At 44.1% G+C, this 21,609-nt stretch carries 20 protein-coding genes; 5 read left to right on the top strand and 15 right to left on the bottom strand.

What is annotated here, in order from left to right; all coding sequences use genetic code 11:
- Both mmsA and chvE read right to left on the bottom strand, forming a co-directional pair.
- Positions 1–1,530, bottom strand: a complete 1,530-nt coding sequence (gene mmsA, locus IGJ26_RS02040; protein WP_061053686.1) for a multiple monosaccharide ABC transporter ATP-binding protein — start codon at positions 1,528–1,530, stop codon at positions 1–3.
- 146 nt (positions 1,531–1,676) lie between these two features.
- Positions 1,677–2,777 (bottom strand): multiple monosaccharide ABC transporter substrate-binding protein, encoded by a 1,101-nt coding sequence (gene chvE, locus IGJ26_RS02035; protein ID WP_005231478.1) that lies wholly within the window; start codon positions 2,775–2,777, stop codon positions 1,677–1,679.
- A gap of 232 nt (positions 2,778–3,009) precedes the next feature.
- Here chvE and IGJ26_RS02030 point away from each other — a divergent pair, with 232 nt between their 5' ends.
- From IGJ26_RS02030 to IGJ26_RS02020, 3 genes are read left to right on the top strand one after another with little or no spacing between them, the layout of a single operon-like run.
- Positions 3,010–4,014 carry an ABC transporter substrate-binding protein gene (locus IGJ26_RS02030; protein WP_196043695.1) on the top strand — a complete coding sequence of 335 codons (1,005 nt, stop codon included), beginning with the start codon at positions 3,010–3,012 and terminating at the stop codon, positions 4,012–4,014.
- 10 nt (positions 4,015–4,024) lie between these two features.
- Entirely contained in the window at positions 4,025–5,473 is a 1,449-nt protein-coding gene (locus tag IGJ26_RS02025) for a sensor histidine kinase (protein ID WP_430599814.1), read from the top strand.
- A complete protein-coding gene (locus IGJ26_RS02020; RefSeq protein ID WP_005232247.1) occupies positions 5,451–7,004 on the top strand; it encodes a response regulator in 1,554 nt (517 codons plus the stop codon). The genes IGJ26_RS02025 and IGJ26_RS02020 overlap by 23 nt, the downstream gene beginning before the upstream one ends.
- Positions 7,005–7,081: 77 nt before the next feature.
- Here IGJ26_RS02020 and IGJ26_RS02015 read toward each other — a convergent pair whose 3' ends face one another.
- Entirely contained in the window at positions 7,082–9,154 is a 2,073-nt protein-coding gene (locus tag IGJ26_RS02015) for a DNA topoisomerase III (RefSeq protein WP_430599813.1), read from the bottom strand.
- A complete protein-coding gene (locus IGJ26_RS02010) occupies positions 9,087–9,464 on the bottom strand; it encodes a DUF1033 family protein (protein WP_005227251.1) in 378 nt (125 codons plus the stop codon). The genes IGJ26_RS02015 and IGJ26_RS02010 overlap by 68 nt, the downstream gene beginning before the upstream one ends.
- A 312-nt stretch (positions 9,465–9,776) precedes the next feature.
- Between IGJ26_RS02010 and IGJ26_RS02005 the strand changes: the two genes are divergently transcribed.
- Complete coding sequence (locus IGJ26_RS02005) at positions 9,777–10,637, top strand: AAA family ATPase (RefSeq protein WP_005232252.1); 861 nt, start codon at positions 9,777–9,779, stop codon at positions 10,635–10,637.
- A 539-nt stretch (positions 10,638–11,176) separates the two neighbouring features.
- Here IGJ26_RS02005 and mnmA read toward each other — a convergent pair.
- Positions 11,177–12,295 carry a tRNA 2-thiouridine(34) synthase MnmA gene (gene mnmA, locus IGJ26_RS02000; protein WP_026008140.1) on the bottom strand — a complete coding sequence of 373 codons (1,119 nt, stop codon included), beginning with the start codon at positions 12,293–12,295 and terminating at the stop codon, positions 11,177–11,179.
- Positions 12,296–12,663: 368 nt separating this feature from the next.
- Between mnmA and IGJ26_RS01995 the strand changes: the two genes are divergently transcribed.
- Positions 12,664–13,377, top strand: a complete 714-nt coding sequence (locus IGJ26_RS01995) for a C39 family peptidase (RefSeq protein WP_194199307.1) — start codon at positions 12,664–12,666, stop codon at positions 13,375–13,377.
- A gap of 86 nt (positions 13,378–13,463) precedes the next feature.
- On the opposite strand, the gene IGJ26_RS01990 is transcribed toward IGJ26_RS01995, so the two are convergent.
- From IGJ26_RS01990 to IGJ26_RS01945, 10 genes are all read right to left on the bottom strand, one after another.
- Positions 13,464–13,982 carry an Asp23/Gls24 family envelope stress response protein gene (locus tag IGJ26_RS01990; protein ID WP_005232258.1) on the bottom strand — a complete coding sequence of 173 codons (519 nt, stop codon included), beginning with the start codon at positions 13,980–13,982 and terminating at the stop codon, positions 13,464–13,466.
- A gap of 56 nt (positions 13,983–14,038) precedes the next feature.
- The gene (locus tag IGJ26_RS01985) at positions 14,039–14,233 is read right to left on the bottom strand and encodes a DUF2273 domain-containing protein (RefSeq protein WP_005232259.1); all 195 of its coding nucleotides are present in this window, start codon (positions 14,231–14,233) and stop codon (positions 14,039–14,041) included.
- An 11-nt stretch (positions 14,234–14,244) separates the two neighbouring features.
- The gene (gene amaP / locus IGJ26_RS01980; protein ID WP_005232260.1) at positions 14,245–14,808 is read right to left on the bottom strand and encodes an alkaline shock response membrane anchor protein AmaP; all 564 of its coding nucleotides are present in this window, start codon (positions 14,806–14,808) and stop codon (positions 14,245–14,247) included.
- A gap of 205 nt (positions 14,809–15,013) precedes the next feature.
- Complete coding sequence (locus IGJ26_RS01975) at positions 15,014–15,619, bottom strand: metallophosphoesterase (RefSeq protein ID WP_005232261.1); 606 nt, start codon at positions 15,617–15,619, stop codon at positions 15,014–15,016.
- Between the two features lie 42 nt (positions 15,620–15,661).
- Complete coding sequence (locus tag IGJ26_RS01970; RefSeq protein ID WP_194199308.1) at positions 15,662–16,507, bottom strand: aldo/keto reductase; 846 nt, start codon at positions 16,505–16,507, stop codon at positions 15,662–15,664.
- A 177-nt stretch (positions 16,508–16,684) separates the two neighbouring features.
- Positions 16,685–17,026: a DUF1831 domain-containing protein gene (locus tag IGJ26_RS01965; RefSeq protein ID WP_005232263.1), complete on the bottom strand. Its 342-nt coding sequence runs from the start codon at positions 17,024–17,026 to the stop codon at positions 16,685–16,687.
- Between the two features lie 68 nt (positions 17,027–17,094).
- A complete protein-coding gene (locus IGJ26_RS01960; RefSeq protein WP_128432280.1) occupies positions 17,095–18,234 on the bottom strand; it encodes a cysteine desulfurase family protein in 1,140 nt (379 codons plus the stop codon).
- Between the two features lie 199 nt (positions 18,235–18,433).
- Entirely contained in the window at positions 18,434–19,387 is a 954-nt protein-coding gene (manA, locus tag IGJ26_RS01955; protein ID WP_176257035.1) for a mannose-6-phosphate isomerase, class I, read from the bottom strand.
- A 45-nt stretch (positions 19,388–19,432) separates the two neighbouring features.
- The gene (locus IGJ26_RS01950) at positions 19,433–20,449 is read right to left on the bottom strand and encodes a serine hydrolase domain-containing protein (protein WP_429976550.1); all 1,017 of its coding nucleotides are present in this window, start codon (positions 20,447–20,449) and stop codon (positions 19,433–19,435) included.
- A 198-nt stretch (positions 20,450–20,647) separates the two neighbouring features.
- Positions 20,648–21,469, bottom strand: a complete 822-nt coding sequence (locus IGJ26_RS01945) for a VOC family protein (RefSeq protein WP_086372563.1) — start codon at positions 21,467–21,469, stop codon at positions 20,648–20,650.
- Between the last annotated feature and the right edge of the window lie 140 nt (positions 21,470–21,609).

The following is a 21,609-nucleotide window of genomic DNA, read 5'->3' as shown; positions in this document are numbered from 1 at the left end:
TCAAACCCCACTCTCTTCTAGTGTCATTAGATTCATCAATCGTTCTTGGTCGGCCTCTTCCCGTAACACTTCGCCCGTGAAGCGGCCTTCGTTCATCGTGTAGATCCGGTCGCACATGCCTAATAGTTCTGGTAACTCCGAGGAGATGATACAGATGGCTTTGCCAGCTGCTGCCATCTCTTCGATGATCGTATAGATTTCGTACTTCGCCCCGACATCGATCCCGCGGGTCGGTTCATCTAAAAATAAGATATCTGGTGTGGTCATCAGCCACTTTGCCAAAACGACTTTTTGCTGATTCCCACCACTCAAACTGCCAACGTTTTGATAGATTGAATTGGTTTTCGTCCGCATTTTTTTGCGAAATTCTTCTGCCATCGTGACTTCTTTTTCTTTATCGATGACCCCTTGGCGGCTGATTTTGGCAAGACTAGCGATAGTGGTGTTCTCGCGAATATCCATCAGCAGATTCAAGCCCAACGCTTTTCTGTCTTCCGACACATAGGCTAACCCATTTTTGATGGCGGTTGGCACATCTTTGACAGAAATCGGTTGGCCGTCTTTATAGACTTCCCCCGAAATCGAACTGCCGTAGGAATGACCGAAGACACTCATGGCAAACTCTGTCCGGCCAGCACCCATCAAACCGGCGATGCCGATGATCTCTCCTTTGCGGATCATCAAGTTTAAATTCTCATTCACCACACGGGTATGGTCGATTGGATGATGGACCGTCCAATTTTTGACTTCAAAAAACGGTTCACCAATAGTGGGTTTCCGCTCTGGGTAACGATTGGTCAAATCTCGCCCAACCATGCCGCGAATGATGCGCTCTTCAGAGATTTCGGCCCCGCTCAGCGTCTCGATCGTTTGCCCGTCTCGTAAAATCGTGATGCGATCCGCCACATTGACGATTTCATTCAACTTGTGGGAGATGATGATGGAAGTGATCCCTTGGTTGCGAAACTCTTTGATCAGCTCTAACAGATTGGCACTTTCTTCTTCATTCAACGCCGCGGTTGGTTCATCTAAAATCAACAATCGGACGGATTTTGAAAATGCTTTGGCAATTTCCACCAGCTGTTGATGCCCGACACCGATTTGTGAAACCAGCGTATTCGGGTCTAATTTCAAGCCAACGATCTTTAAGAGATTGTCCGTTTTCTTTTCGGTCAGATCCCAATCAATAATGCCGTGCTTGGCTTGTTCATTTCCTAAAAAAATATTTTCTTTGATCGACAGGTAAGGACTTAAGGCTAACTCTTGATGAATAATAACGATTCCTTTGTCCTCGCTGTCCCGCAAATCTTTGAACTTGCATAACTCCCCTTCATAATAGATCTCTCCATCATAACTGCCGTAAGGATAGAGTCCGCTTAAGACATTCATCAGCGTGGACTTGCCAGCGCCATTTTCTCCACACAGTGCGTGGATCTCTCCTCGCTCGATCGAGAGGTTGACGTTATCAAGGGCGCGAACCCCTGAAAACTCTTTGACTATGCCTTTCATCATCAAAATATTATCTGCCATGTTCTTTCACCCTTTTCCTTTTTATGTAAAAGTGATGCGCTCCCTTTGTAAGAAAAGCGGAAAGAACGAATACTGGGGATGATTCGTTCTTCCCTGCTGCTTTAGGGGAAACTAGCATCTTTTCTCGCTGGATCTGCACTCCTTGCTTAAATGCCCAGCTCTTCTTCTGTATAGTAATCGGTATCGATCAATTCTTCTTTGTAGTTGTCGCTATCCACAGAAACAGGATTTGACAAGTAGGTTGGTACGACTTTGACGCCATTGTCATAGGTTTCAGTATCGTTGACCGGCACTTCCTCGCCATTGGTGATGGCTTCGATCATTTCGATCGTGTTTTTCGCTAACACCCGTGTATCTTTAAAAATCGTTTGGGTTTGTTCGCCCGCGATGATTGATTTCACTCCTGCCACCGTCGCATCTTGACCGGTGATCACAGGCAGTGGTTTATCAGAGGAACCATAGCCCACACCTTTAAGCGATGAGATGATTCCTAGGCTGATTGGATCATAAGGTGAAAGAACAGCATCCAATGTTTGATCCGTATAGTTGGCACTCAACAAGTTGTCCATCCGAGCTTGCGCGGTTGAACCATCCCAACGCAAGGTAGCGATTTGGTTGAAGTTGGTTTGACCGGAAGGAACGACTAGCTGTCCGCTGTCAAAGTATTGTTGGAAAACCGAAAGGACCCCATTATAATTGATCAGTGCATTGTTATCATCTGGAGAACCGCCGAATAATTCAATGTTAAATGGTCCTTCACCGTCTTTGAGGCCTAATTTGTCTTCAATATAAGACGCTTGCAGCACGCCGACCCCAAAATTATCAAAGGTGGCATAATAATCGACGTATTCCGAGTTCATCAGTAAACGGTCATAGGCGATGACTGTGATGTCTTCGTTATGGGCTTTTTCCAACACGTCCGTCAGTGCCGACCCATCGATCGAGGCGATCACTAAAGTATCAACACCTTTGGTGATCATGTTCTCAATTTGTGCCACTTGGTTTTCTACTTTGTCTTCTCCATATTGCAGGTCAGTTTTATAGCCAAGCTTCTCTAATTCCTCTACCATATTGTCGCCATCTGCGATCCATCGTTCTGCCGATTTGGTCGGCATCGCAATCCCAACAAATCCTTTGTCTCCGTCACCGTTTGCCCCGCTATCTGATCCATTCCCACAAGCTGCTAACAATCCACCAACCAATAAGGTGGATGCTAGGACGACCAATTTACCAAAAGTACCTTTCATTGTGATCCCTCCATGTCTTTTTCTTACATTCTCAGTATAGCCAGTTAAGGAATCGCTTACATTTAGATTTTTTCGAGGTTTCTTGGATTTCTTGAGAAAAAACGACTCAGTTGCCCCCATTTCTTTTCGTAATCTTGGATTTTTTAAGATTCCCTTGGTTTTTATTTGATTTGATATTTTGTGTAAAGCGCTTCCGTATTTTTTAGTAGAATAGACAATAGAGGTGAAAAAAATGAGGAATATAAAAATTGGGTTACTCCTTTGGTTGTGTTTGTCTTTCTTGGCTGGTTGCCAAGCAGTCAAAGAAACGACCGCTGAAACAGCGGAAGAAAGTATCGTGATCGGTTTTTCTCAATCGGGAACAGAAAGCAGCTGGCGTAAACGCCACACCGAATCGATTCGCACTGAATTAGAGAAGGAAGGCTATGAAGTGCTCTATCGTAACGGCTATATGAATCAAGAACGTCAGATTCAAGATATCCGCAGTTTTATCGTGTATCAAGTCGATGCCATCGTCTTTACCCCGATTCAGGAAAACAATTGGGAACCGATTTTGGAAGAAGCTGCGCAAGCGGGGATTCCCGTTTTCGTGGTGGACCGTCATGTCAACGTCAGCGATCCCTCTTTATTTTTGACCCATATCGGGCCAAGCTTCAAAGCCGAGGGCAATCGTGCAGGTCTCTACGTTAGTAATTATTATAAAGAGCATGAGAACGAAACAGTCAATGTTTTAGAATTGACGGGACTGGATGCTACGTCCCCGACGTATTTGCGCTCAGAAGGGTTCCGAGAAACCATCAAGCGTGATTATGCCCATAACAATGTGACGATCCAAGTCGTAGACGAATTAAACGGCGATTTCATCCGCCGTAAAGGCAAAGAAGTCATCGAACAATACATCGAAGCAGGCAAAATGGAACAGATTGATGTCTTGTTCAGCCACAATGATGAGATGACGTTGGGTGCCCTAGAAGCCTTAGAAAAAACCGATATTGAGCCGGGGAAGGATTTAGTGATCGTATCGATCGATGCTCAAAAAGAAATGATCGATAAATTGAAGCAAGGAGTGGTCAATTGTGTCGTTGAGTGCAACCCAGATGCCGGGGTGTTCGTCAAAAATGCCATCTCTCGCTACTTGGCTCGCGGCGCCGATGCCATTCCTCGTGAAATCTATGTCCATGAAACAGTTTTTTCCAGTGACATGGATTTCGATCAGATTCCACCGAGAAATTATTGAGGAGATGAAGATGAAAACAAAAAGTATCAAGGGCATCTTTCAACAGACGAATAAACTGATGATCCTCGTCGCCTTTATTCCCCTCGTACTAAGCAGTGTGTTTTACTCGCGGCAGATTTTCATTTACCAAAATACCATCAACAATATTGAAGAAGCCAATCAACTATCGGAAAAAGTCGATGCCATTGTCTTGGAGGAGATGTGGGACTTAGTCTTTGGCCAAAAAACCGTCGCACAAGTCCAAGAAACCAATGTAATTGAGGAATTGAGGAGCGACCTGCAACACATCCAAGAAAATACCAGCACTGCGAAAGAGCTCAATATTTTAGCGGTCGCCTTTCGGACGCTCGATTCTTTAGAAACCTATCAGCAACAGTTGATCGACAATATTCTCAAGGATGAGCCGGTGGAAAAAAACCAATACGTCATGATCCAAGTGGATTCGGTGATCGATTTGCTATCCGATATTTTGCAGCAATTCGTCGGGGTAGAGATCAGCTTAGCCAGCCAAACCAATCACGAACTAGTCCAATCGGTATTGTTACTGATCCTTTTTCAAGTCGTGTTACTTTTGATCATCTTTGCTATCATCAATAAAAACCGGCGCTTTGTTCGTGACAACCTGCAAGACCCGCTGGATCGGTTATTAGATCTTTCCAACGAACTATCCCAAGGACATTTGAGCTACCGAGCAGAACTGCCAGAAACCCCAGAGCTGCGGACCTTGACGAGTAGCTTGAATCGAATGGCAGATGACTTGACCCGACTCTTGGAAGAAAATGCCTTGAAACAGTATCACTTAGCCCAAAGTGAGGTGCGGGTCTTACAAGCCCAGATTACCCCACATTTCATCTATAATAGTTTAGATGCGATCGTTTCTTTGATCGAAGCTGCCCGTTACGAGCAAGCAACGGAAATGACCTATGCATTGTCGGATTTTTTCCGTATCTCCTTAAGCAAAGGGCAAGACTGGATTCCTTTGGAAAAAGAATTGCGGCATGTGGGCGATTACTTGAAGATTTTGCAGATTCGCTATGGTAGGATGCTGTCTTACACCATCGAAGATCAAACCGTCAGTCCAGAACTGCAGGTTTTGAAAATGGTCCTGCAGCCCCTAGTTGAAAACGCCGTTTATCATGGCACCAAGTTTGTCCGTCGCGTCGGCATGATTCGAATCACAGTGTCAGAATTGCCTCACCAGATTCAAATGACCATCAGTGACAACGGCATTGGGATCGACCCTGACCGTTTGGAGGAGATTCGTCGTAACCTTAAAGAAACCACTGATCCCGCCTCTGAGAGCGGCTATGGCCTATATAACGTCTATCGCCGTCTCCAGCTGAACTACGGCAGCGAAGCGCAACTGACGATCCACAGTCAATACCAAGAAGGCACCACGATTACCGTCACAGTACCAAAAAGGGAGGAACCCAACCATGTACAAAGTGTTCATAGTTGAAGATGAACATCTGATTCGCGATAGTTTGCGTCACCAAATCATGACTCTTGCCAAACAATACCCGATCGTTTATAGCGATGAAGCCGCCGATGGCGAATTGGCGCTGGCTTCGATCCTTGATCTGCGTCCGGATATTATTATCAGCGATATCAAAATGCCGTTTATGGATGGTTTGGTCTTTGCGAAAGAAGCCAAAAAATTATTGCCGCAAGTTCGCATTATTTTTGTTAGCGGCTTTGATGATTTTGACTATGCAAAAACGGCACTGCAGCTGCAAGCAGACGATTACTTACTCAAGCCCATCAAAAACGAAGAATTAGAACAAGCCATCAAAACCGTCGTTCAACACTTAGATGAACAACAAACCACTCATCAGCAATTATCCAAAGAAGACGATTTATTCGAAATGGAAATCAAAAAAAATCACTTTCTGAATCACCTCTTTAAACAAAAGATCACGATCTCAGAAGCCTTTTTGCAAGCAGAAGAACTGGGACGGCGCTTTTCAGGCAAACAGTTTTGTGTGCTGTTAGCAAAAACCCCCTTCAATCAAAGTTTTTCTGACTACACTCGCTTTAGCCAGCAGCTGACCAAAGCCTATGAGCAAGATGATGCCGTCTTGTTCTCCAGTGTGTCTAGCCGCTTCATCAAGTTTTTACTTTTTGACCATGACCGCGAACAAGTTTTAGAAAAAGCCTATCAGATCGCTCAAAGCCTCGTTCATGGTTCTGGGGAAGAAGTGGCAGTGGCGATCGGACCTATAGCAGATCGTTTCTCGGGCATCCCTCTTTCTTATCAGAAAGCTCGTGACATGCTAAAAACCTATGGCAGCATCCGCAAGGAAAAAATCATCAGCTATGAAGATGACATTCGGGAAGGGGAACTGTCCCCCACCAATCCTTTCAAAACCGATCTTGCTTCAAGACTGGCAAATGCTGGGAAACAGACGATCCCTGAGCTGACCGATGAATTGATGGCGCCTCAAGGGACCGTTGAGCGAACGCAAATGTACCGTTTGTTCGTCTTGGTCGAATTGCTGGCATTATTGAAGAAAAAAGACAGTCATTCGCTGCCCCAGATCGTTCAGCACGCCCATGACTTAGACTATCTAGCGGCATTGACCCATGAGCCAGAGAACTATCAAACGACTCTGGCAGAACTGTTGCCGCTATTGACCAAACAACCCATCAATCCTGCAATGGCGAAATATCAAAGCGTCATCAATCAAGCCAAAGCCTTTATCAGTGAGCACTTTTCTGATCCCAATATTTCCTTAAATGTAGTTGCTGAAAAAGTTCATTTGAGTCCGGCGCACTTCAGCACCATCTTCTCGCAAGCCACTGATTCTACGTTTATCGAATACTTGACCGAGCAACGATTGACCTTAGCTAAGGAACTGCTGTTAACGACAAATCTACGGCTATCTGAGATCGCCTTTGATGTTGGCTATAATGACCCAAATTATTTTTCCTTTTTGTTCAAGAAGAAAGAAAGTATCTCACCGAAAGAATACCGTCAAAAAAATGCTTAAATGAATGAATGGATACAAAAAAAGAGTGAGAGACAGCAAAATCGTCCTCACTCTTTTTTATTTTCTACCTCATTCAGTTATTTCTTCTCCATAGCAGCTTTTAAAGCAGCTGCTAATGGGCTTTCTTGCGGTTCTTCTTGATTGATTTTATTCATCAAGCGGCGTTCTTCGTGTTTCGACAGCTTTTTGCTGCGCTCTTTTTTATCCGCCATTTTTTCGGTGGTCCCATCGAATTTACAGCGGAAATAGGCGCCATTTTTGCCCTCAATGATCTCCATCTTTCGGTGACATTGCGGGCAACGTCGGTTTGAAACTTTCGGGTCTTTCCGACGACGGTACTTGCAGGTGCCACTGGAACAAACATAGATCTTGCCATCACGGGTATTTTTCTCCCGCAATGGTTCGCCGCATTCTGGACACCGTTTTTGGGTCAATGAGAAATCTTGGTACTTGCTCTCACTTTGCTTGATTTCTTTAACCAATTGTTTAGTGTCTGCTTCGATTTGCGCGAGGAAGGTTTGGGCAGAGTAGGTGCCTTTCGCGATGGCTTCCAGTTCCTTCTCCCATTTTTCCGTCAACTCTGGTGTCACCAAGGAAGGATTGACTAAGACTAACAACTGCTTGCCTTTTGGCGATACTTGCAAGCCGCTTGGGGTCCGCTCCATCAGCTCAGATTTGATCAGCTTTTCAATGATCTCCGCACGGGTTGCCGGCGTACCGAGACTATGTTTTTCCATTTTACCTAAAAGAGTTCCTTCATTCAACGGTTTCGGTGGTGTGGTCAACTCTTTCTGGATGGTGAACTCAGGCTTGACGGTACTGCCTTTTTGCCAAGCTATGTCAATGGTTTCTTCTTCAGAAGTCGTTTTCCATCCCGCTTCTAACACGGTATTGCGGTTGAATACAAAGGTTTCTGAACCAAAGGTCACGGTCACTTTCTGCTGCTGCTTTTTATGGGGTTTCGCAAAGAGCATTAAGAAACGACTAACGATCATTTGATAGATCCGTTGTTCATCGGTAGTTAATTTTTCATAACGTGCCCGCTGTTCCGTTGGCAATAGGGCATGGTGATCTGTAACTTTTTTATCATTGAAGACAGCTTGCTGCACCACTTGTCCGCCATTTTTCAAGTATCCTTTGACTTCTGGGGCAAAATCCGCAACTGCCTGCAGGCGTTCCTTCATGGTTGCCTTCATATCATTAGTCAAATACTTGGAATCCGTCCTTGGATAAGTGACGATCTTGTGGGTTTCATACAAGCTTTGAACAAGCGACAAGGTCTTCTTGGCTGAAAACCCATAACGCTGATTGGCTTCTCGTTGGATCTCGGTCAAATCGTAGGGCAGTGGTGCACTTTCTGTTTTGACCTTTTCTTCGATCGCTGTCACGCGACCATTCTGTTGACTCATCTGTTTGACCAATGCTTCGGCATCGCTGCGTTCTTTTAATTGATAAGGATTTTTTTGTTGCAGGCGAGCCTTGGCATCGCCTACGTTTAGGGTAATCACATGATAGGTTTGCGGACGGAAACTCTCGATCTGCATTTCCTGACTGCGCACCAAAGCTAAGGTAGGGGTTTGGACCCGACCCGCACTAAGATTGTCTTGATATTTGACCGTCAATGCCCGGGTGACATTCAATCCTACCAGCCAGTCGGCTTTTGCCCGCGCAAGGGCGGAGTAGTAAAGATTATCGTAGTGCTTGGCTGACTGCAATTTTGCAAAGCCTTCTTTGATGGCTTTAGGGGTTTGCGAAGAAATCCACAAACGTTTGACTGGTTTGTCAAAACGAACCCACTCCAAAATCCAGCGAGCGACTAGCTCCCCTTCTCTTCCCGCATCGGTGGCGATCACGACTTCCCCGACATCTTTTCTTTGAGCCAATTGTTTGATGGCTTTTAGTTGATGACCGGTTTTTGGCAACGGCTTGATCCCGATGGACTTAGGGATCATCGGTAACGTTTCCATCTGCCATGATGCCCACTCTTTGTTTAAATCTTCAGGCATTTTCAAGCCCAATAAATGACCAAGGGCCCAAGTAACGATCGCCTTGGGTCCTTCGTAATAATTTTTATGTTTTTGCTCACAGCCCAAAACTTTGCTGAGGTCTTTGGCAACGCTTGGCTTTTCCGCTAGAATTAGTTGTTTCATAAAAATCTTTCCTGCTTTCGTCGACGACTTGCTGATATTCTTTGAGCAATGCCAGTCCAATATATTGTTGGAGGTAATCGTCGCATTCTTCGCACCAGCGTTCGTCTTCTTCATTCCAAAAAGCCGTCATAAAGTTTGATTTTGCATTTATGTACGAATACTCTTCTCTGATTTCTTGCCATTTTTGTTCATAAAATGACTGCGCCTCGCTGAAAGTTGCAAATGTGAACGCCTCTTGAATATCTGACTGCCATCCCTCAAAAAACCACCACGGTTCATTGTCCCCATACATGACTACTACTTGATACATTCCATTGCTCCTTTCACGATTCCTTCCCCATATTAGTCACTTTTACTTAAACTTGCAAGGAATAAGTTTCAGCATTTAAACATCGCTTAAAGAATTCATTAAACCTTCGTTTTTTTGTACGTTTTATTGGTTGCTTAAGATTACATCATTTCTATGCCCTTATAGTCTAGCACAGAAGTTTCCTGTTGTGAATATAACAGGAAAAGATTAAAAAAATATCAAACAAGATTTATTTTAACCTCGCAAAAAAAAATTTATCTGTGATGGATATGCTACAATAATGGCAACCATGAAACTGCCAGGAGGTGCCCCATGTATCTCGAACAAATCACTTTTCCCGATCAAGAAACCGAGTTTGATTTTTTCCTTTCTATCCAACGGACTGTCTATGATTCTTACTACCCTTTTCAGATTCTCAGTGCCCGCCGTTTTCAGCAGATCGATTTTGAACCAATCACGATTTTATATGGCGGCAATGGTTCTGGCAAAACCACTGCATTGAACGTGATTGCCGAAAAGATCCACGCGCAGCGCTTTGCTGCGTATAATCGGTCGAATTTTTTCGAGGACTATCTATCCTACTGTTCTGCTCGTAGCAACGACGAACCGCAAGAAAAAGTGCTATTGACCAGCGATGACGTCTTTGACTTCATGCTTGATATTCGAAACTTAAATCAAGGGATCGATCATCGCCGAGAAGAAGTGTTTCAAGAATACTACCAAGCAAAGTATGCGGACTTTCGTTTCACAGGTTTTGACGATTACCATGAATTGAAGAAAGTCAATCTCGCACGATCCAACACACAGTCCAAATTCACTCGCAAGCACTTGATCGACAACGTCCGAGAATATTCCAATGGTGAAAGTGCCTTTCGATTCTTTCAAGAAAAAATTCGTCCCAACAGTCTTTACTTATTAGATGAACCAGAAAATTCCCTTTCTGCTGATCGTCAGCTGGAACTAGTGCAGTTACTGGAAGATTTTGTCCGCTATGAACAGTGCCAATTCATTATTGCTACTCATAGTCCTTTCGTTTTATCTTTAAAGGAAGCCAAAATCTATGATTTGGATCAAACACCTGTCGATGTTCGGAAGTGGACGCAGTTAGCTAATGTCCAGCAGTATTACCGCTTTTTTCAAGCACATCAAGCCGAATTTGATGATCGATCATGACCAAAGCAAACCATTTTCCGTCAAAGATTTCTTTTGGCATTTTTTTCCGCTACACTCACACAAAGACCAAAATCAAATTGATCAGAGCAATATAGAAGGCGACAACTCCCGCAATTTTGCCTCACTTGACTTCTGCTTGGTTATACTGATCGGAATGCTCCGCAATCTGAGCGGACAAAAAGTAGAACTTTTTAAAACAATCAAATACCCTACTAAACCAAATAGTACGGCTAAGGCAAGTTCGTTGATTTGGCTTGAAATGACCTGATTCTGATGAAGCATTACCACCCCTACGGCACTAACGTCCCCTCATTTCATGAGGTTGGCTCTTGTACGATTCATGCCCCTCCCCCTTTCTTTTAAAAATGCCAATGCATCAAAAACATTCATTTTCTGACTAAATTATAGCATAATTTGACTATTTTTTAAAAATAGAACGCGCTCGCTCTAGTCGTATTTTCGAATTGATTAAAAGAAAGCCCTAGCTAAGTGCAACTGATTGGTTCAGTGTTCTTAGCTAGGGCTGATTGTGTTAGTGGTTAAACATATTGTAATTCTTTGGCTTCTTTGTAGGCTGCATCGATCAAACCGCCGCCCAAGCATTCCATGCCGTCATAAAAAACGACTGCTTGTCCCGGAGTGATGGCGCGTACTGGTTCGTCAAAAATCACTTCTGCTCGATCTCCATCTAATAGACGCACGGTTACCGGTACATCTTGTTGACGGTAGCGGAATTTTGCTGTGCATGAAAATTCCGTTCCGCGGTCTTGTTCTGTAGTAAAGTGGATTTGGCTTGCTTCCAAGCGATCTGCATACAAAGCGGGGTGATGGAATCCTTGTCCCACATACAAAGTGTTGGTCGCTAAGTCTTTTCCTACGACAAACCATGGTTCTTGAGTGGCACCGCCGCCGCCAATGCCTAAGCCTTGACGTTGTCCGATGGTGTAGTACATCAAGCCATCGTGTTGTCCTTTGACTTCGCCATCTAATGTAACCATATTGCCTTTTTTCGCTGGCAAGTAATTACTCAAAAATTGTTTGAAATTCTTTTCTCCGATAAAGCAGACACCCGTGGAATCTTTTTTCTTGGCTGTTGCTAGACCTGCCCGTTCAGCGATCGCTCGTACTTCTGATTTTTCCATGCCGCCTAGTGGGAACATGGTTTTGCTCAATTGTTCTTGTGACAATTGGCTTAAGAAATACGTTTGATCTTTGTTGTTATCCACGCCTCGCAACATATGAGTTACGCCGTTTTCATCAACGGTCACTTGCGCATAATGGCCAGTTGCTACATAGTCGGCACCAAGATCCATCGCATAATCCAAAAAGGCTTTGAACTTGATTTCCTTGTTACACATGACATCTGGATTTGGCGTCCGTCCGGCACGGTATTCTGCAAGAAAATATTCAAATACACGGTCCCAATATTCTTTTTCGAAATTCACTGAATAATAAGGAATCCCGATTTGCGCAGCCACTTTGGCTACGTCTTTGTAGTCTTCTGTTGCGGTACAAACACCGTTTTCATCGGTATCATCCCAATTTTTCATAAAGATCCCGACAACATCATACCCTTGTTCTTTCAGCAAAAGTGCTGTTACTGACGAGTCTACCCCGCCACTCATTCCAACCACCACACGGGTGTTTTCGTTAGACATGATCGTTTCACCATCATTTCAATTATAGATTCTGAAATCATCTACGATTTGAAGGTCGCAACTTTTCAGTAATTTGCATTATACAACAAAACACAAAAAACTTCACTGTTTGCTGTCTTTTCTTAAAAATTCCTTTTTTAGAAAAGACATCTGGAGAGAAGTTGCTGTTCGTTATTCCACCCACTCAGCCAAATAGAGGAAGCGCTGCTTTTGTGTCTGTCATCGACAGCTGTCCAAACAGTAACAACTTACTTTTCAAATGGTGGTTGTCATAAAATCGTATGAAATTCTTCAGGAAATGCAGAAATGCTCTTATTAGAAAAAGACTATACTTCTCTTAGATATTACTTTACGAGGAGGGGCATTTCATGCGATTGCACACAAGGATATCGAAAACGAGGAGAAACGATGGGAAGAAAGAAAAGAGCCTTGCACTGCTGCTTTTTCTCATCGGTGGTGTTTTTGTCATTCATTACGTGATTGATCAGGTCAGGGGTGCTGCGTTTGATCAGACAGCGCTTGTCTCAAAACAGTTCACTCGCCAAGCCAATCAAGCTCTTCAACAAGCGATGGCAGACACGCAGCAACTGCCGTTAATTGTACAAACCGATCAACGCTGGGGCAATAACACGTATGGATATGGAGAAGAGCAAAACACCTTTGCGGCAAACGGGTGCGCTATTGCTTCTTTAGCCATGATCGATGCTTTTTGGACGGATCTTCCGCCGAATCCTGACAAACTATTGGAGTGGGCTGGCGATCAATTTTATCTTCCCAAACAAGGAACAAGTTGGCAAATCTTTCCTCAGTTTGCCGAAGCTTTTGGTTACCAATTTGCCGATTTAGGGGATTCATTTGAGGCTGCCTATGAGAAAATGACACAAGGCATCCCCGTTGTGGTCTCGGTTCAAGCAGGAACCTTTACGACATCCGGACATATCATGGTATTGGCTTTGAACAAAGAAGGAACGATTCAAGTATTCGATCCTAATGATTCCCCCGAAAAAGCCCATTATGAGAAAAGCTATCCTAACGATGTCTTTCAAGCAGAAGGAATCCATTATTGGAGCTTTTGGCTTTGATGTTCTGATCGGCTGAAGCTGCAAAAATACACCTTTTGTGGGACAAAAAAAGACTAGCCGCAGCTAGTCTTTTGCTTATCTTGCTATTATTGAACGCGTGGTTCGTTGTTTTCTTGAATACGCGTCGTTGTCCGGTTGAAGGCACCTTTGGCTTTACGTGTTTGTTTTGACGCAAAGTCGCCAGTTGTTTCTGCCGCACTGCTTACTTTGTCTTGAACTGTTTCAGAGTCTTTTTCGAATTGTTCACGTGTTTTGACATCTGCTACATTCACGTTTACTTCGATGACTTCTAAATTCGTCATTTTGTTGACTTGTGTTGAAACAACCTCTTTGATTTGGTCGTAGATCGTGGTCATGTCGCTGCCATATTCTGCAACGATATCAAGATCGACTGCCACTTGTTTTTTCCCAACTTCAACATTGATCCCTGAAGTCACATCATCGGTGTTGACTAATTTACCTGCAATATTTGAGAAGAAACCGCCATCGACTGTTAAGAGTCCGTCTACAGATTCTAATGCAATGCCTACGATTTTTTGAATCACTTTATCTTCGTAAGTTAATTCTCCTTTAACACCTGTTGTTGGTTTTGTTTGGTTTTCCATCGTACATTCCTCCTACTATAATCTTGATATAAATTAAACTAATAATGTTACCAAAGTTAACGGCGCGGTCTTTGAAATTGTTCAAAGAATCCGACTTCTTTGAGATAAAATCCCAGATACGTACCTAGTGCCGTAAATAGCACCAGCAGTATGGTTTTCAAAAAGCCGATCGTTAGAAACAGGATCGCTAGGATCAAACCGAAACCTGCAAAGATAAGCGGGATCTTATAGTGGTAGAACCATTCACTCATACCTGTTCCTCCTAAACTACACGCGGTTGGTCATGGGCTGCTGGCGTTTCTTGCGTATCTTTTAAAACAACTTCCGTTTGGATATTGCTTTCGATACCGAAAAGCTGCTGCAGACTGCTGCTGATCTCACCAACCAAAGCTTCTTGTTTTTGCGGGATGGCTGCTGTTTGTTTCATTTCTCCATCGATTTTTACCGCTACTTTATTCTTGACGATTTTGATTTTTACCGATGGCTGATGGATGAAATCTGCTTGTTTCACCCGCTCGAGCACAAAATGCTCTAACGCCTTCTTCTGAATCACTAAATCGCCTGTCTTATGGGGAATGATCAAGCGGTCTGAGCGTTTTGGATAAAACAAAACGACAAAGAGTGCGATCACTGTAAAAATAGCAAAGCCAACAGATAACCAAAAGAGCAGCATACTCATGGAAGATCCGACCCAAGGATATTCATCCAAAGGAATCAAGTAAACAGGCAATGAAGCCGCTTGCTGATTGGCGATGATCCCAAAATAAAAGACAAGTAAGAGTAAAAGTAATCCGATGATAAAAATCACTTTAGAAATCTTACGCATTGGCAACCTCCTTTACTGCTTTCTACTTAAAGCATACACATTTCTTAAATATCCATCAAATAATAACTCTTGGAATCGATTATTTTTTACATATAAAGTTTATTTTTATCAAAAAAATTTCCTTAATCAAAGCTTGCTGTCAAAGTCATCACAAAAAAAGCAAGCCACCCGAATCTGTTTGGATGCTTGCTTTTCTTGTTATCTGTTAACGAGCTAGCTTGGCAAGTTCTTGTTGCTTTGCATGATGTAGCACCGCCAGTTCATTTTCGGAAACTGGTCGACCGAAGGGACGCGGCTGCGGCAGAAACGCCAATTCCGGTGCATCGACTCCTACGTTGAGATTCTCAGCGATTGGTACACTATGATGATGGATATGCCCATGCAGATTGCGGCTGTTTTTGGTGATCCCCAGCAGCATAGGATAATGGGTTAGTAAAAATTGCTGATGAGCAAACTTCAGCAAAACACCAACATCTTCAAACGCATACTTTTGGGCTCCCAAACAACCAGGATCATGCTTGCGCAAGTACGCAAAGAAAGCCCGGGTATCATGATTGCCTTTGATAAAAACGATTTTGCCCTGCAGCTGTGCTAACAGCGCCGCAATTTCTGGAAAACCTGCTTCATAAGCAGGGTGCATCGCGACATCCCCTAAATGATAAACGACATCTTTATCCGCAACGACCTCATTCCAGCTAGCGATCATCGTTTCATGCATTTGCGTCACTGTCTCAAAGGGGCGTGGGGCAAAGTCATTGTCCCCGAGCAAGGCTGCATGAAAATAATGGGTATCAGACGTAAAAAATTTCATAGTCGCTCCTTACTTTACTGCTTTTTTCTGTGATTAGGGTCTTCAAATCATCGCTAGCGGCTGCTTTTTCGTTGGCTCCGGAAAACGTGCATCGATTGTCGCCAATTCGCTTTTGGAAAAAACGATTTTGGCAGCTTCAATGTTCTGCAGCATATGCAGCGAGTCACTGGTTTGGGGGATCGCTAAGACGTGGGGTTGTCGAAGGGTCCATGCCAAAAGCAGCTGAAAAATCGTGCAGCCTTTGGCTTCTGCCAGCTCTTTCAAGACTTCATCATTTTTAAAGTGGTGCCCTAACCGATCGCCTTGAGCAATTGGTGAGTAGGCAATCACCGGAATCTCCGTCTCTGCCTGCCAAGGCAAAAGATCGTATTCGATCCCCCGGGCACCTAAATTATAGAGTACTTGGTTGGCGGCACATTGATCGCCGTTTTCTAACCGCAACAGCTCCTCCATATCTGCCACGTCAAAATTAGAGACGCCCCATGCACGAATCTTTCCAGAGGCTTTGGCAGCTTCTAGTGCGTCAACTGTTTCTGCTAACGGCACATCTCCTCGCCAGTGGAGCAGATACAGATCAAGATAGTCGGTGCCTAAACGCGCTAAGCTACGGTCTAAAGCTTTCGGCAATTCATCTGCGGAGGCATTCCAGGGATAAACTTTTGAAATCAAATAAAGATCCCCTCGTGTAAAGGGCTGGATCGCCTTGCCAACTAGCGTTTCTGCGTTTCCCTCGCCGTACATTTCTGCGGTATCGATGACAGCCGCTCCGGCTTTGATGCCCGCTTGCAGCGCATCGATCTCGGCTTTTTCCTTAGCAGGGTCATCCCCCATATGCCAAGTCCCCATTCCAACGGCTAACACGGATTGCTTGTTTAAGGTTCGTTTCATCTGGATTCCTTCTTTCTCGTCTCAACGTATCCACTTTCTGAGAACGGCTTAGGTTTGTTTTCTTTAGTATAAAAAGAAACCGGCAAAGATACAAAAGAAGTGTATCAATCCCTTGCCTGTTTGGCGGAGTGACACACTTCTTGCCCTTTGAACGGTATAGCTGCTTTTGACAAAAGCTTACGCTTTGACAAACAACCCGCGGCTGATAAAACCATCCATTAAAAAGTAAAATTTTTCTTGCAGCATTTTGTGCTGTTCATCTTTGAAAATATTGACTGCTTTTAATCCATTGGCTGTCGTGATCGACATCTTGAAGGTTTGCAGATCTTTTGCAACAGTGATTTTTAATTTAAAGCCTTCTTTGCTTTGGGGTGTTGCTTCAAGGCCACGAATCAATTGGAAGTTGCCGCCGTTCGTTTCTGTAAAGCCATTATCCCGCAACGTATATTTTTTTGCTTCAGGAGCAATGCGGTATTGGGTTGCTGCGCCTAAAACGGTTGCTGTTGTTTCAAATGCCATGTTCTTCACCTCTTTAACATCATTTCTTTCATTATAAATAGTTTTCAGCGAGATTGCTAGCTGTTCTCCTACTTTTTCGTTGCTAAGACAGTTTCTGCTAATAGCTGAGCAAATGCTTCGATTTCCGCCAATGTGTTGCCATAGCCAAAGCTGACTCTGACCGATTCCCGGATAGCTGGATGCTCTTTGCCCACCATCGCTTCGAGCACATGGGAGGGTTCCACATTGCCCGCCGTACAAGCGCTGCCTGTCGAGATGGCGGCCCCTTTTAAGTCCAATTTCATCAGTAACAAGTCACTGCTGACCCCTGGGAAACGCAGATTCAAAATATGCGGCAATTTGTGTGCTGGGTCACCATTCAACTGAACATCGATGCCTTGTGCTGCTAAGGTCTCCATCAGTACATCGGCAAACGTTTGATATTGTTCCGCCGCTGCTTGCTGCGCTTCGGGGGTATGCAAAGAAGCTGCTTTGGCCATTCCCATGATGGCTGCTAAGTTTTCCGTCCCTGCTCGCCGTTTTTCTTCTTGTTCGCCACCATGGAGTAGCGCAGGTAGCGACAAGCCATCTCGTTTATACAAAAAGCCGATCCCTTTTGGTCCGTTGATTTTGTGAGCCGAAATGCTTAGGAGATCAATGCTATTTTCATTGATTTCAAGCGGGATCTTGCCATAAGCTTGCACAGCATCGGTATGAAAAACGGCGGGATGCTCCCGTAAAAGTGCGCCAATTTCTGCAATCGGCAACAAATTGCCCGTTTCATTGTTTGCCGTCATTATGGATACTAAAATCGTATCGGGACGTAAGGCAGCCTCAACTTCACTGACGGCCAATTGCCCCTTTTGATCTACTGGCAAATAGGTCACCTCAAAGCCTAAGCCTTCTAAATAGCGCATACTCTCAATGACCGCCGGATGTTCGATCTGGGTCGTAATGATATGTTTGCCTTGTGCTTGTTTGCTAAGGGCTGTACCGATGATCGCTGTATTATCGCTTTCGGTACCTCCACTGTTAAAAATGATCTCATGTTCCTTGACCCCTAGCTGCTGAGCGATCGCTTGACGAGCCAATTCTAATTGGGTGTGGGCATCTCGACCATAATGATGAATGCTTGATGGATTGCCAAAAAATGTCTGCATCGTCTCACTCATCACTTTGATCACTTCTGGGTGCAGCGGTGTCGTTGCTGCATGATCTAAGTAAACCATTCTTTTCACCTATCCTTCATTACTGCCATTATAACAAATCTTCCTCAGACGTCTATCGTGAGTGTCCATACGAAAAAACCTGTCAGTCAAAAGCGGAAAAATCGCCAATGATGACAGGCAGCTGAACGCGTTCAGCCTTACGAAAAATCAGGAACGTGTGCTGTTTTGCTTGTGCGAATCACGTCACTTACTGATCGTTTTATTTTTTTCCAGGTTCAGAGGCAATGACAGTCAATTCACCAACCAATTCCCATTTCTTGATCGGGTTTGGCAAAATGCAGCTCGTGCCCATTTTTAGTTCATAGGAATGACCGTCGATCATCAACTGCCCATACCCATCAATCACGGTCATCAAGGTATAATCGGCCTTTTGTGCCAAAGATAATTTCCCACGTACTTCCCATTCATACACATTGAAAAATGGCGTTTCAAGATAGGTAACGACTGCTGATTGTCCTTGTTTGACTTCACGGATCGATAATTCTGGCGTCCGTGCAGGAATCGTCGTCACATCGATTGATTGTTGGATATGCAGCTCCCGTGTTTGTCCTTGATCATCAGTACGATCATAGTCGTACACCCGATAAGTCGTATCCGAGCTTTGTTGGGTTTCTAAGATCATGATCCCTTTCCCAATGGCATGGATCGTTCCACTTGGCACGTAGAAGAAATCGCCTTTTTTCACAGGGACTTTTGTTAACAAATCATCCCAACGACCCGCTTCGATCATTTCCGCAAGTTCTTCTTTGGTTTGTGCATGGTGGCCATAAATGATTTCCGCACCTGGTTCGGCATCAATGATGTACCAGCATTCCGTTTTCCCTAATTCCCCTTCATGGGCTAACCCATACGTGTCATCAGGATGGACTTGAACGGATAGATCATCTTCTGCGTCTAAAATTTTAATTAATAATGGAAAGACTGGTTCGTCTGAATGACCAAATAGTTCTTGATGGTCTTGCCAAAGATCCGCCAATGTTTTGCCTTTAAACGGCCCATTTTCAATGACACTCACCCCATGAGGATGCGCACTGATCGCCCAATCTTCACCGATTTTGTCACTCGGTAAATCAAAACCAAAAACAGAATGCAGGCGACTGCCTCCCCAAATTTTTTCTTGAAAAACAGGTTTCATAAACAATGGTTCCATAATTGTTCCCCTCTCTAGTTGTTCGTGCATATTATAGCATGAATCCACTTATTCGGCAGATTCTTTTAAGTAACATTGCAGGATTTCGTCACGATGACCCAAGTAGCTTTCTCGATGATCCACTGGATGGACCCGATTCGATAAGAAAATAAACGCTTTTTGGTTAGGGATATCTACTGCGAGAAACATGCCTGTATAGCCTGTATGAAATAATTGGTATGGTGCACCCAATAAGTCCCAGCCATAGGTGCGGGGCTTTGTGCTTTCAGGCGTCTGCCTCTGAGCCAGCGCCTGCATCACTTTTTCTGAGAAAAACGGCGCCCCTTGCTGCTGACCGTTTGCCAGTAACAGTTGAACGAACAGCGTCAAATCATCCACGGTAGAAAACAACCCGGCATTGCCGGCATGGTTTCCCAGCACTCGTGCTTTTGGGTCATGGGTGATTCCTCTAAGGATACTGCCGTCTGGCTGCTGCTGGGTAGGCACGATCAATGGCAGCTGTGAAGGAGGAAAAGGCGGAAAGCCGCTGTTCTTCATGCCTAAAGGCGTCAAGACTTCTTCTTGAAAAATCTCGGTCACTGGTTTTTGATACAGCTCCTCCAATAAAAAGCCCAGCAAAATCGTCCCAGTATCCGTATAGCTGACCGTTTGACCGATCGTATCACTGCTTTCAAGCTGCAAATACGCCTTGCGCAAGGCAGCAGCATCCAACTGGTCTCGATGAGAAATCCACGTGTTGATGGCTGCCGTATGCGTCAGCAAGTGCTTGATCGTTACCCGATCGTCTTTAAACGCTGGCAACCAACGAGTAAGCGGCGCCTCCATCTCGATTTTTCCTTGATCCCACAATTTTAACAGAACACTCGTTGTACAAACGACTTTCGTCAATGAGGCTAAATCAAACAAATGATCTTTCGTCATAGGTTCGGTTTTCGGAAGAAGCGCTGCCTGTCCGAATACCTGGGTCTCTTGGGTTTCACCAGCGATAAAACGCAGCACCGCTCCTGGGAAAACGGTCGGCATTTTTTCTTGAATGAGCTGTACTGTTTTTGGGTACATTGTCATCGTTCCATACTCGCTCCTTTCAGGCTTGTCTTGCTTCTAACTTTAGCACTTTTTAGCAGCAAACAAAACTCGTTATGCCCTTTTTTTCTCCAGCTATTCGCCTCGATCAGCTAATCGATTCGCTTGCTTGGTTTCTTAGACATCAAAAAACATCGACCACTCAAAAGAGTTTCCGATGTTTTTCTTATCTATTTGGATTTATTTTTTTACGATAAACCACCATTCGATACCGATCGCATCGTAGGTCGTCAACAATTGCCGTTTTTTGTCGATAAAAAACTCTTGCTTCTTCTCAGACAAGTGTTTTTCTAATGTATCGATATCTTCTTGACTGATGGAGATTTTCAAGAAGTCTAAGCCAAGCACCTCATGGGTCGGTAAATCGATCGTACCACCTTGTGCTTCCGTCAAGCCAACTTGGAAGTCACCATCATTGAGGATAAATTCCTTCGTTTCGGCTTCTTTTGTTTTCAACCCTAAGCTTTCTTCTAAGAAAAGCTGCTCTTTGGCTAGATTACTGACGTTTAAATACAGCTTGCCAAAATGAGCTTCTTTTGATAAGCCAGCCGCTTTTGCAGGTGCCGCTTTGATCAATTCTGCTTCGTCTTTTGGTACCGCAGTTCCTGCGGGTGCTGTAAATAAGACTTCGATTTTGTTTCCTTCTGGATCCGCTATAATAAAGCCTAATTGATTCGCTTCATAACGAGCTTCTTCGAAAGCAATCGCTTTTTGTTGGGCATTGCTCGCGATAGTTGCCGCTTCTTCTAGCGAGGATACGGCTAAAACGATGCGCTGCATCTTTTTGATCTCACCGAAATGGTCGTTGGCACGCGGGCTTTCTTCCAACCATAAAACTTCTCTATCTAATCCTTTTAGACCAAAGATGGCCAACTCATTTTCTTCTCTTTTCAGCTCAAAGCCAAGTACATCGCGATAAAAGGCAATCGCTTGATCGCGGTCTTTTACCCGAATTGCAACAGTCAGCAACTTCGTACTGCTCCCCAATAAGAAATCTGTCATTGTTTCTCCCCCTACTTACATATGTACTCATTGTACTGATAAAACGAAATTCTAGCAAATGAAATCCCTATCTCTTTTATTCTTTTTTTAGAGAAAATAAGAAGAAACGCACAGAAAAGTCAGAATTTTGCATTTTTATG

Origin of the sequence: Enterococcus sp. AZ095a (assembly GCF_050546735.1) — a bacterium.
GTDB classification, from domain to species: domain Bacteria; phylum Bacillota; class Bacilli; order Lactobacillales; family Enterococcaceae; genus Enterococcus_D; species Enterococcus_D entomosocium.
This window is presented reverse-complemented; position numbering and strand designations above follow the sequence as displayed.